Genomic DNA, 13,153 nt, shown 5'->3' on the forward strand with positions numbered 1-13,153 from the left:
CGTCCCGCCGGCACGTTAAACATGAACAATGAAGAAGAAGCGGAAAGCACTGCCCTCACAGCCCTCCCTGCTCAAGTTCGACATTCAGACCAAGCGACTTCAGTTCCTTCACCAGAACGTTGAAGCTCTCTGGAATACCAGCTTCAAAGTCGTCCTGCTCACGAACGATCGCCTCATACACCTTCGTACGGCCGGACACATCGTCCGACTTCACGGTCAGCATTTCCTGAAGCGTATAAGCTGCACCGTATGCCTCCAGTGCCCAGACCTCCATCTCACCGAAGCGCTGACCACCGAACTGTGCCTTACCACCAAGCGGCTGCTGGGTAACCAGCGAGTAAGGACCGATCGAACGGGCATGAATCTTGTCATCAACAAGATGATGCAGCTTCAGCATGTAGATGTAACCCACAGTAGACTGACGCTCGAACCTCTCGCCCGTACGCCCGTCAATCAGCTGGGACTGACCACTTTCACTGACACCCGCCTTCTTGAGCATTTCTTCAATGTCAGGAATGGAAGCACCATCAAACACCGGCGTAGCAATCGGCACGCCTTTGCGCAGATTGTTGGCCAGCTCAATCAGCTGATCATTGTCCATCGTGGCGATATCTTCATCGAAGATCTTCTCGCCATAGACATCTTTCAGACGATCCAGCAGCTCCTGACGGCGTTCACCCGTACGCTGGTATTCATCAACCATCGCACCGATGCTCTGACCGATATTGGCACAAGCCCAGCCCAGATGTGTCTCCAGAATCTGCCCCACATTCATGCGGGACGGCACGCCCAGAGGGTTCAGCAGCAAGTCAACCGGCTGACCATTCTCAAGGAACGGCATGTCCTCAACAGGAACAACACGGGAAACCACACCCTTATTACCATGACGACCAGCCATCTTGTCGCCCGGCTGAAGCTTACGCTTCACAGCAATGAAGACCTTGACCATCTTCATCACACCCGGTGGCAGTTCATCACCACGCTGGAGCTTCTCGACCTTATTGTCGAACCGGTTGTTAATGCGCTTGATGGCACCATCAAACTCACGGCAGAGCGTTTCCAGCTCGGCCATAACAGCCACATCGGCAACCGGGATGTTGCGCCACGTCACACGGGGATGCTCACCCAGCAGCTCTGCCGTGATCGGCGTACCAGCACGAACACCCTTGAAGCCTGCAGCAGCTTCCTGCCCGATCAGACGCTCCTTGAGACGGTTATAGAAGCTACGCTCCTGAATGCCCCGCTCATCGTCACGGTCCTTGGCCAGACGCTCGATCTCGGCGCGCTCGATCGCCATGGCGCGCTCGTCCTTATCCACACCACGACGGGAGAAGACACGGACATCAACCACCGTCCCGCTCGTGCCCGGGGGCAGCTTGAGGGAGGTGTCACGCACGTCAGAAGCTTTTTCACCGAAGATGGCACGTAGAAGTTTTTCTTCCGGTGTCATCGGGCTTTCGCCCTTCGGTGTGACCTTACCGATCAGAATATCGCCCGGGTTAACCTCGGCACCGACATAGACAATGCCGGCCTCATCGAGGTTGCGCAGAGCTTCCTCACCAACATTCGGAATGTCACGGGTGATCTCTTCCTGACCCAGCTTGGTATCACGGGCCATGACCTCGAATTCTTCAATGTGAATTGAAGTAAAGATGTCATCACGAGCAATACGCTCAGAGATCAGGATGGAGTCCTCAAAGTTGTAACCGTTCCACGGCACGAAGGCCACAAGCACGTTACGCCCCAGAGCCAACTCACCGAGCTCGGTGGACGGACCATCGGCAATGATGTCACCAGCAGCAACCATATCGCCAACCTTCACCAGCGGACGCTGATTGAGGCAGGTAGACTGGTTAGAACGCATATATTTACGCAGACGGTAAATATCCACGCCCTGGGTAGCACCCTGTTCGTCCGTGGCACGGATCACGATACGGGCACCATCCAGCTGGTCCACTACACCGCCACGCTTGGCAATGATAGTCGCCCCAGAGTCATGCGCCACAGGGCCTTCCATACCGGTACCAACCAGCGGAGCATCGGCCCGCACCAGCGGCACAGCCTGACGCTGCATGTTGGAGCCCATCAGTGCACGGTTGGCGTCATCGTTTTCCAAGAACGGAATAAGCGCAGCAGCCACGGAGACCAGCTGCTTCGGTGACACGTCACAGGCAGTCACCTGCTCCGGCGGCACAAGGCGGAAGTCACCAGTCTGACGAACAGCTACCAGCTCATCCGTCAGGCGGTTATCGCTCTGCTTAGCATCGGCCTGCGCCACCAGGAGACGTTCTTCTTCCATTGCGGACAGATACTTCCAGCCATCCTGGAAAACGCCGTCCTTCACCAGGCGGTAAGGCGTCTCGATAAAGCCGTACTTGTTCACCTTGGCATAGGTGGCCAGAGAGTTGATCAGACCAATGTTCGGCCCTTCCGGCGTCTCAATCGGGCAGATACGGCCGTAATGGGTCGGATGAACGTCACGCACCTCGAAGCCTGCTCGCTCACGGGTCAGACCGCCCGGACCAAGTGCCGACAGGCGGCGCTTATGGGTCACCTCGGAGAGAGGGTTGGTCTGATCCATAAACTGGCTAAGCTGGGAAGACCCGAAGAACTCACGCACAGCAGCAGCAGCAGGCTTAGCGTTGATCAGGTCATGCGGCATGACCGTATCAATATCGACAGACCCCATACGCTCACGGATAGCACGCTCCATGCGCAGCAGACCGATACGATACTGGTTCTCCATCAGCTCACCAACGGAGCGGACACGACGGTTACCGAGGTTGTCGATGTCATCGACCTGACCACGGCCATCCTTGAGATCGCACAGAATTTTAACCGTCCGCAGAATATCTTCCTTACGCAGCGTCCGCAGCGTATCGGGAGCATCCACATCCAGACGCATGTTCATCTTCACACGGCCGACAGCGGACAGGTCGTAACGATCCTGAGAGAAGAACAGGCCACGCAGCATAGCTTCCGCTGTCTCACGGGTCGGCGGCTCACCAGGGCGCATGATGCGATAAATATCGATCAGAGCCTCTTCCCGTGAGGTATTCTTATCCGCCATCAGCGTGTTACGGATCCACGGACCATGCGTACCATCAATGGCCAGAACCGGAAGTTCCTTCAGGCCCAGATCTTCCAGCTCGGTCAGCTTCTCTTCGGTCAGCTCCTCACCAGCTTCGGCATAAATCTCACCGGTTTTCTCATCGACAAGGTCATGAGCAATGAAGCGGCCCAGAATATCCAGACGCCCCACCTGCACAACACGGGTCTTCTCAGCGATTTTACGAACGAGACGGGCTGTCAGCTTAGTCTCAGCATCCGCAACCACTTCACCAGTATCGGCATCCACCAGCGGGCTGAGAAGTTTCAGACCACGGAAGGCATCCGGCTCGAACGGACGAGCCCATTCGCTGCCCATGCGAGTGAAAGGCACAATACCGTAGAACGTGGCGAGGATCTCATCCTCATCCATACCGGTGACTTCGAGCGCATCAACATCACCACCTTCAGCCAGCTTGCCCTCACGAGCTGTGAGATAGTTCTGCCCTTCCAACGCATAAAGCAGTGTTGTGACTGGCAGCTTGCGCTTACGGTCGATACGGACATGAATGATGTCTTTCGCATCGAACTCGAAATCAAGCCAAGAACCACGATAAGGGATGATACGAGCAGCGAAGAGATACTTCCCGGAGGAATGTGTCTTGCCCTTATCGTGATCGAAGAACACACCGGGACTACGATGCATCTGAGAAACGATGACACGCTCTGTCCCGTTGATGATGAAGGTCCCGTTATCCGTCATGAGCGGCATATCGCCCATATAGACCGGCTGCTCCTTCAGGTCGTGAATGGAGCGGGTCCCTGTATCTTCGTCAATATCCCATGTTGTCAGACGCAGAATGACCTTCAGCGGTGCTGCATAGGTCAACCCACGCTGGATGCACTCTTCCACATCGTATTTCGGTTCTTCGAATTCATAATACTGGAAGTCTAGCCGACCACGGCCAGCGAAATCATGAATCGGAAAAACTGAACGGAACACCTCCTGAAGGCCAGCCGGCTCGCGGCTGTCGGGGCGAACATTCATCTGCAGGAAAGCTTCATAGGAAGCCCGCTGCACGTCAATCAAATTAGGCATCGGCGCAATTTCGGGAATGCGCCCGAAACTCTTGCGGATCCTCTTACGCCCTGTGAACGATTTTGTGATCGCCATCTTATCCTGCCTCTGAACCAGACCTTCAAGTCGTCCGCTATATGACCATCCCATTACCCCATGGAATATCAGACGACTTGAACGGCTGGCTTAATTCTGTCCATGACGCGTGACGGAATGCCCTGTATAGACACTTTTCCTGTCAACGGCAAATGGGGCGGGCACCATAAAGCACCCGCCCACTCGCTCCAACGGCTTCCCCTAAGGGGACCGCATGGATGTAACTCTTACTTGATCTCGACTGTAGCGCCGTTATCTTCCAGAGCCTTCTTGATCTTCTCTGCCTCGTCCTTCGTGGCGCCTTCCTTGATGGTCTTCGGAGCGCCTTCGACCAGGTCCTTAGCTTCCTTCAGGCCCAGGCCTGTGATGCCACGGATTTCCTTGATGACGTTGATCTTCTTGTCACCAGCCTTGGCCAGCACGACGTCGAACTCTGTCTTCTCAGCAGCAGCTTCACCACCAGCAGCCGGAGCAGCAGCAGCAACAGCCACCGGAGCAGCAGCGGAAACGCCCCACTTCTCTTCGAGCAGCTTGGACAGCTCAGCAGCTTCCAGAACGGTAAGAGCGGACAGTTCGTCAACCAGTTTTGCCAGATCGGCCATGATAATATCCTCTAAGATGCGTAAATATCAGGCGGCTTCGCTCATGCGGGCCACCTTGTTAATCAAGCGGCTTCCGTGTCGCCTGTTCTGGCATAGGCACCAAGAACGCGAGCAAGCTGCCCAGCCGGAGCCTGGGTGACGCCTGCAATGCGGGTTGCCGGGGTACTGATCATACCAACCAGCTGTGCACGCAGCTCGTCCAGAGATGGCAGGGATGCCAGTGCCTTGACGCTATCAGCCGTAAGGGTCTGATTGCCAAGGGCACCACCAAGTACCACCAGCTTGTCATTCTTCTTGGCGAACTCGACCAGCACCTTTGCCACGCCAACCGGCTCATCCGACCAAGAAATGGCCGTCGGGCCTTTAAGCAGCGGCGCAATGCCGTCGAACTGGGTCCCATCCAGAGCACGGCTGACCAGCCGGTTCTTCGCGACCCTGTATGTCGCACCCACAGCGCGGATGTTACGACGCAGCTCTGTCGCATCAGCAACCGTCAGACCCAGATTCTGGGTGACGATAACCATGGACGTGCTACCGAACACTTTGCTGAGGGACTCGACAAAGGCCCGTTTTTCCGTACGGTCCAAAACCTTGTCTCCTCGGTTAGTCCGATTATCTCGGACCAGGTTACCCATAGGTCCTGCCCTGCCCTGCGGCACAACAAGACCCGCTCGCCTGTCCATATTGAGGAAGACCGCATCGCACCCGAGGGCTATAATACGTTCTACCCGTCTCACGCCTGCGCCCATCAAGGGCTTTAAGGAACCACGTCCCACATGCGTTCTAGGACAGGAAAAAGGAGCAGCGAACTGCTCCCACACCATTCCAAAGAATGGCGATTCCTTAACCTCTCGTCAATCAGCCTTCGAAGCTGGAGAGATCAATACGCACACCTACTCCCATTGTGGAAGAAAGTGAAGCTTTTTTCAGGTAAGTTCCCTTCGCACCGGACGGACGGGCCTTCTGCAGGGCATCCACCAGGGCCTTCACGTTCTCAGCAAGCTGAGACTCGGAGAAGGAAGCCTTACCAACGCCAGCGTGAACAATACCAGCACGCTCTGCGCGATATTCCACCTGACCAGATTTAGCAGCCTCAATAGCACCCTTGACATCCATCGTCACGGTACCGAGACGGGGGTTCGGCATCAGGCCACGCGGACCAAGGATCTTACCCAGACGACCCACCAGAGCCATCATGTCCGGTGTAGCAATGCAGCGATCGAACTCGATCTCGCCAGCCTGCACCTTCTCGGCCAGGTCTTCAGCACCGACAACCTCGGCACCAGCGGCAGTTGCTTCCTCAGCCTTCGGGCCACGAGCAAACACACCAACGCGCAGTGTCTTGCCTGTACCGTGCGGCAGGGAGATCAGACCACGGACCATCTGATCGGCATGACGAGGGTCAACACCCAGACCGATAGCGAATTCAACCGTCTCATCGAACTTAGCCGTTGCGTTGCCCTTTACCAGAGCCACAGCTTCGTTCAGGGAGTACAGCTTATCAGCCTCAACCTTGGAGCGCAGAGCAGCAATACGTTTATTCTTGGCCATGTCTTAGCCCTCCACCACATCAAGACCGATGGAACGGGCGGACCCAGCCAGCATACGCACGGCACCATCGATGTCGTTTGCGTTCATGTCCTGGAACTTCTTCTCAGCGATTTCACGCAGCTGGGAAGTCGTCACGGACCCGACGGACGCAGCACGGCCAACCGTCTGAGACCCCTTAGTGATCTTAGCAGCCTTCAGCAGGAAGTAAGTATTCGGCGGTGTCTTCGTGATGAAGGTGAAGGTGCGATCCGCATAGGCAGTGATCACAACCGGGATCGGCATACCCGGCTCGAGACTCTGCGTCTTTGCGTTAAATTCCTTACAGAACTGCATGATGTTCAGACCGCGCTGACCCAGCGCCGGACCAACCGGCGGAGACGGGTTAGCCTTGCCAGCCGGAATCTGCAGTTTGATGTAGCCAACTACTTTTTTGGCCATATCCGGGACTCCCTGATTTATAGTTCCCGAACCGTGGTTGAGACGGCAGGGATCATCCCCGCCTCCCACGTTCGACTGAGAGGGTGCCTAGACCATTCCCCCTATAGCGTCAAGCTGGAATCAGGGATGAACTGGCACGGCGGCCTTCCCTGTCAGGTCACTTTCAGCAGCTGGCGGCTGAATCTCAGACCCTTTCTGCTGAGTTCCCACCGGGACCTCACCAGCAGGCCGAGCATGATGAAGCCCCTCATACTGCAATGGTCCAATCGGGTCGATGCTCTTAATGTCCGGCAGCAACGTGTTCGACCACCCTCCACCGAGGGCACGGATCAGCCTAACCGTGGACTGCACCTGCCTCGTCTGCGCCTGCACCTCCAGCAGGCGGGCCTTTAGGGCATCCTGCTGTGCTACCAGTGCATCCAGATAGTTTGTCAGCCCACCTGTATAGAGAGCCATCGTCATGGCCTGCGTCCTCAAGGCGGCATCCACAGCCTGATGCTGCTGCAACTGCTCCTGATGGTACAAGGCTGTCTGGCTCAGACCGTCTTCCACGTCCTGAAATGCAGCTAGAACCGTGGCTCGGTAGGAATCCACGCGCTCCCGATACTGCGACCAGGCCCGTTGCAGGGCAGCACGCCGCATTCCACCCGTAAAGAGCGGCTCCACAGCCTGCACAGCCACCCGCCAGAACGCCTTAGCAACACTAGCGAGGTCAAACCCAGCATCCTCGAACCCGCCTGTCGCACTGATGGTGATATGCGGATAAAAGGCTGCTCTGGAGACGCCAATAGCCCGTGCTGCCGCAGCCATTTGCCGCTCACTCACAGCAACATCAGGTCGCCTTTCCAGCAGGGTGGAGGGGATCCCCTCCTTGACCCGGATCGTATCAAAATGAAGCCGGAAATCCTTGATCGGCTGAATGTGGAAGCTGGTAGGTACCACATTTACCATGACGGCAATGGCATGTTCCTGCACCTGCCGGGTCGCCAACAAATAGCTCTGTGCCGCCTGAGCGGAATATAGCTCATTCTCCGCACGGGACACATCTAGCCCTGCTCCGATGGCTCCGCCCTGCCGGAGACGGGTGATCTCCACTGCCGTACGGAAATACCGGATAGAATCGTCATACACGGCCAGCTGCGCATCAATCCCTCGCAGTGCCATATAATTTGATGCTAGCTCTGCCTGAAGGCTCAACCTCGTCAGGGCATACTCAGCTGCTCCGGCCTGTGCCAGATTCTTCTGCATATGTGTCTGATTACGGATGGCATCCCAGAAGTCCGGCTCCCACGTGGCTGCCCCGCTGTAGGCAACATTGGATTCATAAATGGGCGTGTTATTGCTACGTCGTAAGAAAAGCCGCCCTTCCGACTGCTTATTCCGGCTCATCTGCGCCCCACCGGCGATCTGAGGATACAGTCGGCTTTCTGTCTCACGGGCGATGTCACGCTCCTGCGTGAAAACCTCTGCTGCCGCCTGAAGGTCAGGATTATAAGTGTTCAGCCGTTCCTCAAGCTCATCAAGCTGGGGATCGTGAAAAATCTTCCACCACTCTCCCCTGACGACCGCATCAGCAGGCTTCGCATTGCCCATGATGCCTTTGCCTTCCCAGCCATCAGGATAGATGAAATGCGGCGTCTGATATTTTGGTGCCAGATCACATGATGTCAGAAAAAACGACAATCCACCCGCCAGCAGCGGCAGCTTCCGCCATGCCCTCATCATCAGTGCTGCCCCTGTCTGGTCGGCGCAGGTGCTGCTCCACCCTCACCCGGTTTTGGCTGGTCATCCGTGCTGTTTTCTTCCGGTGGCGGCATAGCACCAACACGGCGCAAATCGTTTGGCGTCACATTCGGAACTGGCTTTTCTAATTCCTTCGGTTTGACGTCATTATAACCACGGGTCGGCGTCACAACCCGGACCTCATCGCCGTCCAGCATATCCGCCGTTGGGTTGGCCACGATCTCATCATTCAGAGACATGCCGGAAAGCACTTGTGTCGTCATACCGAAATTCGTGCCGACCTGCACAGTTTCCAACCTGATGTGATTATTGACGACCTTAGCCACCTGCATCCCCTGCGCCCGAAAAATGAGCGCACTCGTCGGCACGATCAGCACATCCGGGTCACCCGGAGCCTGAATATGGGCCGTAGCATAGGAGTTGGGCCAAAGCAGGCCATCGGGATTGTCCAGAACCAGCTCGGTTGTCACTGTCCGGGTGGCAGCATTGAAGGCATTGGCCGTTGCTAGGAAACGGGCCTTGAACACACGTCCCGGATATTGAGGGACACTCAACTCCGCACTGATGCTAGGTGAAATGACACTCGCAAAATCCTGCGGGACGGACACGAAAACACGTATCCGGTGCACATCCGCCACAGAGAAGAGTTCAGCAATGGCACCACGGGAATTGAGATTACCCCCCGCAGCATTCACATAGTCCCCAACATTAACCAGACGGGATGTCACGATCCCATCAAACGGAGCTACGATCCGCTTGAAGTTTTCCAGAGCCTCCACCCGTTCAACTTCATGAGCGGCGGCATCAAGCTCGGCCTTCTGGGCGGCAGCATTGGCGGCTTGCACGTCCACTTCCTGCCGGGACACAGCCTGTGTTCCCCGCAAAGCCGTCCAACGTTTTGTGGTGATGAGCGCCAGCTGATAGCGGGCATTGACGACCTCATAATGCGCCTTAGCCGCTGCGTATTGGGCATCAATACTTGGCGTGCTGACTTCTGCCAGCAGGTCGCCACGTTTCACGTGGGCACCGTAATCCTTGTACCACATCTTCACATAGCCGGAGACCTGCGCATAAATCGGTGCCTCGTACCATGCGGCCAGATTGGCGGGTAGGTCCACAGTCCGGGTCGCTGGTCCCGGTTGGGCCTTTATCAGCACAACACGGGCAATAGAACTATCCTGCGCCTCCCGCACCAGTTCCCGCTTATGCCAGGCCCGTTGCACGAGACCCAGCACGACCAACCCAACCAGCACGGCCAGAACTATCAGAATCAGCAAACGCCCCTTACCACGGGCCACAGATGTTGTCTGATTGGTAGACGGATTCATGAAGGTTCTCCTTCTGGAGTGGTCTGGTCACCCTTCGGGGCACCGCCATGGATCAGAGCAAAAACACAGGGAACAAACAGCAGCGTCGCTACCGTTGCCATCAATAGCCCTCCGATGACCGCCTTGCCCAGTGGCGCATTGGAGGAATTGCTGATGGACATCGGGACCATACCGATCATCATCGCCAGGGCCGTCATCAGCACGGGGCGGATACGTTCGAACCCAGCTTCAGAGGCGGCAAGAACGGCATTGCCATGCGCTTCCAGACGTTCCCGGGCGAAAGCCACAACCAGCACGGCGTTAGCGGTGGCCGTTCCCATACACATGATAGCCCCTGTTAGAGCTGGCACGGACAGTGTGGTATGGGTCAGGAACAAGCTCCACGCGATACCACCCAAAGCCGCTGGCAGGGCCATGATGATAACGAACGGGTCCAGCCATGACTGAAAATTCACGACAATGATCAGATAGACCAGCACAATGGAGAGCAGCAGCCCGCCAATCAGCTGAACGTAGGCATTATTCATTGTCACGACCTGGCCACGCACCACCATACTGGAACCACGTGGCAGATTGGGGCGGACTTTCTCTACCTCCTGCCCAACAGCACGGGATAAGGTCCCAAGGTCCACACCTTCCGCAGCGACATAAATGTCGAACACCGGCATGATATTATAGTGGGAAACTTCCGCTGGGGTGCCCGTCTGTACGATATGGCTGACCCCTCCCAGAATCTGCATAGTTCCATTCTGGGGGTTCCCATCCCCCCTATCGATGGGCATTTTCTCAAGGTCATTGAGTGTCTGGAGATAGGTGGCGGGAGCCTGCACATCAATCAACTGGGATGTGCCCTGCGGGTTGAGATAGTACGTCTGACCAACCTGCGAACTCCCCGAAAGGGTCGTCAGGACATTAAAGGCAATATCTTTTTCGGTAATCCCCGTGCCCATAGCAAAACTACGATGAGCATTGATGAGCATGGTCGGCTGTGTCATCGGCTGCTGCACGCTGACATCCACAGCACCGGGAATCTGCCGAAGATGCTGCGCTAGATGAACAGCAAAATCATAATTATGTTGGAGGTCACGCCCAACGATCTGCACATCAATGGGGGACGGCAAACCAAAGTTGAGAATCTTCGCTGTAAGGTCACCTGGCTGAAAGGTAAAACCTATCCCCGGAAAGGCCGTCCCGAGGGACCGACGCAGCTGCTTCCGGTAATCGGAGATTGGACTCTCTGAATCCTCCAGCTGGATAGTAACATCACAATCCTGCGCCCCCGTCGTGGGAGAAGGCACCATGGCCTGATTCATCTGGCTCATCGGCAAGCCGCAGTTATTGACGATCAACTTCACCTGACCGGGTAAAGTCTCCCGAATTTTCTTCTCAATCAGCCCGCTTAATTTTGCGCTTTCTTCAATCCGGGTGCCAACCGGTGCCCGAAAATGCATCTGCATGGTCCCAGATTTGATCTCCGAGAAGAAATCCTGCCCAACAAAGAAAAGAAGAAGGAGAGACGCCAGCGCACCGGAAAGGAACAGAGCGATAAATTTCGTTCTGATCGACAGAACAGTCAGCAGGATCTCATGATACCCCTGCCTGAACTGTTCGAAATAAGACTCAAATTTTTCCTGAAACCTGCCAAAGAAGCCCCTCTTCCGGCTAGCGTAATCTGGATGTCGCTGTTTTTCCACCTGAGCAGCAAGCAGCCAGTTCGCCATTGTTGGCACGAGCGTTCTGGAAAGAATGAAAGAAGCAATCATCGCGAAAATGATGGCCTCGGCCATGGGCATGAACAGCCAGCCCGCAACGCCTGTCAGCTCGAAGAGAGGGAACCAGACGATACAGATACATGTTGTCGAAACAAATGTCGGAATAACGATCTGATTAGCAGCATCGACAATGGCAGGCTCAAGCTCTTTTCCCATATGAAGATGAGCATCGATATTCTCGATCATCACCGTGGCATCATCCACGAGAATACCGACAGCCAGTGCTAACCCGCCCAGCGTCATCACATTGATGGACTGCCCTGCCAGACTAAGGCCGATCAAGGCGGAAAGCATAGCCAGAGGAATAGACACCGCCACGATCACAGTCGAACGCCACGAACCCAGAAAAAGCAGAACGGTCAGGCTGGTCAGGATGGCAGCGGTGATCATTTCCCGCACCACATCGACAACGGATTCCTTCACGAAACTGGAAGCATCCGTCAGCACATCCATGCTTGTACCGGGAGGCAACGTCTTCTGAATATCAGGCAGTAACTTCTTGATCCCACTCACCACATCCAGCGTCGAGGCATTACCGCTTTTCAGAATAACGATCATCACCGCCTGCTTCCCCCGCACCAGCACGGCATTAGTCTGCGGCGGGCCGCCCTTATGCACCCAAGCTACATCCCGCAGGTAGATGACGGAATTGCCTACCTGCTTGATAGGCATTCGGTTGAAGGCTGCAATATCCAAAGGTGCAGAATTGGTCCGCACCATGAAATCCATAGCCCCGACCTTCTGATCCCCAGCCGGAAGAACAATATTCTGCTTATTCAGTGCACTAGCCACATCGACAGCGGAAAGCCGATGGGCCAGAAGCTTAACCGGGTCAATATCTACCATGATATCCGCCGCTACCCCCCCATAAGGGTTGGGAATAGCCGTACCCGCCACGGAAACAAGTTCAGGACGGATGAGGTTGGAAGCCATATTGTAGACTTCCGAAGCGGACATGTTGGGGTTGTTAACCTGTAGGGTCAGCACCGGAACGGAAGAGGCATCCAGTGCCAAAATAAGCGGCGGCGTGGCTCCGGTAGGAAGCTGCTTGATGACCGTCTGCGATACAGATGTAATCTGCGTCTGTGCTACGCTAACATCTGTGCCAGGTTGGAAGAAAACCTTGACGATCCCTCGCCCGTAATAAGAGCTGCTCTCAATATGTTCGATATTATTTACGGTCGCTGTTAACGTTCGCTCGTAATAATAAACGATACGACCTGAAACTTCCTCCGGCATCAACCCGGTATAGGACCAGACAACCGCAACAGTCGGAATCTTGATGTTAGGAAAAACATCCGTTGGCGTCCCCAGAATGGCCCTCACCCCGAAGATGAGGATCATGATGGACATGACAACAAACGTATAAGGCCGCCGCAGGGCTGTCAGGACAATGGCATTCATGACAGGCAGTCACCCACACTAGAGATATGCAGTCCTAGCGGAGTAAGAGAATCATCCCCCGCCCCTAATATCCCGCAATAGGCTCGTCTCTCT

The 13,153-nt window shown here is 55.6% G+C and carries 8 protein-coding genes; all 8 read right to left on the bottom strand.

Annotated elements, in window-relative coordinates; translation table 11 throughout:
• Window positions 1–55 precede the first annotated feature (55 nt).
• On the bottom strand, window positions 56–4,222 hold the full coding sequence (gene rpoB, locus CPA57_RS05745; RefSeq protein ID WP_182081906.1) for a DNA-directed RNA polymerase subunit beta: 4,167 nt from the start codon (window positions 4,220–4,222) through the stop codon (window positions 56–58).
• A gap of 227 nt (window positions 4,223–4,449) precedes the next feature.
• On the bottom strand, window positions 4,450–4,824 hold the full coding sequence (gene rplL / locus CPA57_RS05750; protein ID WP_077396226.1) for a 50S ribosomal protein L7/L12: 375 nt from the start codon (window positions 4,822–4,824) through the stop codon (window positions 4,450–4,452).
• 62 nt (window positions 4,825–4,886) lie between these two features.
• Entirely contained in the window at window positions 4,887–5,411 is a 525-nt protein-coding gene (gene rplJ, locus CPA57_RS05755) for a 50S ribosomal protein L10 (protein ID WP_077396350.1), read from the bottom strand.
• A gap of 271 nt (window positions 5,412–5,682) precedes the next feature.
• Window positions 5,683–6,375: a 50S ribosomal protein L1 gene (gene rplA / locus CPA57_RS05760; protein WP_077396225.1), complete on the bottom strand. Its 693-nt coding sequence runs from the start codon at window positions 6,373–6,375 to the stop codon at window positions 5,683–5,685.
• 3 nt (window positions 6,376–6,378) lie between these two features.
• Complete coding sequence (gene rplK / locus CPA57_RS05765; protein WP_077396224.1) at window positions 6,379–6,813, bottom strand: 50S ribosomal protein L11; 435 nt, start codon at window positions 6,811–6,813, stop codon at window positions 6,379–6,381.
• 120 nt (window positions 6,814–6,933) lie between these two features.
• On the bottom strand, window positions 6,934–8,538 hold the full coding sequence (locus tag CPA57_RS05770) for an efflux transporter outer membrane subunit (protein ID WP_182081907.1): 1,605 nt from the start codon (window positions 8,536–8,538) through the stop codon (window positions 6,934–6,936).
• On the bottom strand, window positions 8,538–9,884 hold the full coding sequence (locus CPA57_RS05775) for an efflux RND transporter periplasmic adaptor subunit (protein ID WP_182081908.1): 1,347 nt from the start codon (window positions 9,882–9,884) through the stop codon (window positions 8,538–8,540). Before CPA57_RS05775 ends, CPA57_RS05770 begins: the two co-directional genes overlap by 1 nt.
• Window positions 9,881–13,060 carry an efflux RND transporter permease subunit gene (locus CPA57_RS05780; protein ID WP_182081909.1) on the bottom strand — a complete coding sequence of 1,060 codons (3,180 nt, stop codon included), beginning with the start codon at window positions 13,058–13,060 and terminating at the stop codon, window positions 9,881–9,883. The genes CPA57_RS05775 and CPA57_RS05780 overlap by 4 nt, the downstream gene beginning before the upstream one ends.
• Between the last annotated feature and the right edge of the window lie 93 nt (window positions 13,061–13,153).

This window comes from Bombella favorum (assembly GCF_014048475.1).
Classification (GTDB): Bacteria; Pseudomonadota; Alphaproteobacteria; order Acetobacterales; family Acetobacteraceae; genus Bombella; species Bombella favorum.

Coding starts and splice junctions, on each gene's coding strand:
- rpoB (WP_182081906.1), bottom strand. CDS start 4,222: ATGGCGATCACAAAATCGTTCACAGGGCGTAAGAGGATCCGCAAGAGT.
- rplL (WP_077396226.1), bottom strand. CDS start 4,824: ATGGCCGATCTGGCAAAACTGGTTGACGAACTGTCCGCTCTTACCGTT.
- rplA (WP_077396225.1), bottom strand. CDS start 6,375: ATGGCCAAGAATAAACGTATTGCTGCTCTGCGCTCCAAGGTTGAGGCT.
- rplK (WP_077396224.1), bottom strand. CDS start 6,813: ATGGCCAAAAAAGTAGTTGGCTACATCAAACTGCAGATTCCGGCTGGC.
- CPA57_RS05770 (WP_182081907.1), bottom strand. CDS start 8,538: ATGATGAGGGCATGGCGGAAGCTGCCGCTGCTGGCGGGTGGATTGTCG.
- CPA57_RS05775 (WP_182081908.1), bottom strand. CDS start 9,884: ATGAATCCGTCTACCAATCAGACAACATCTGTGGCCCGTGGTAAGGGG.
- CPA57_RS05780 (WP_182081909.1), bottom strand. CDS start 13,060: ATGAATGCCATTGTCCTGACAGCCCTGCGGCGGCCTTATACGTTTGTT.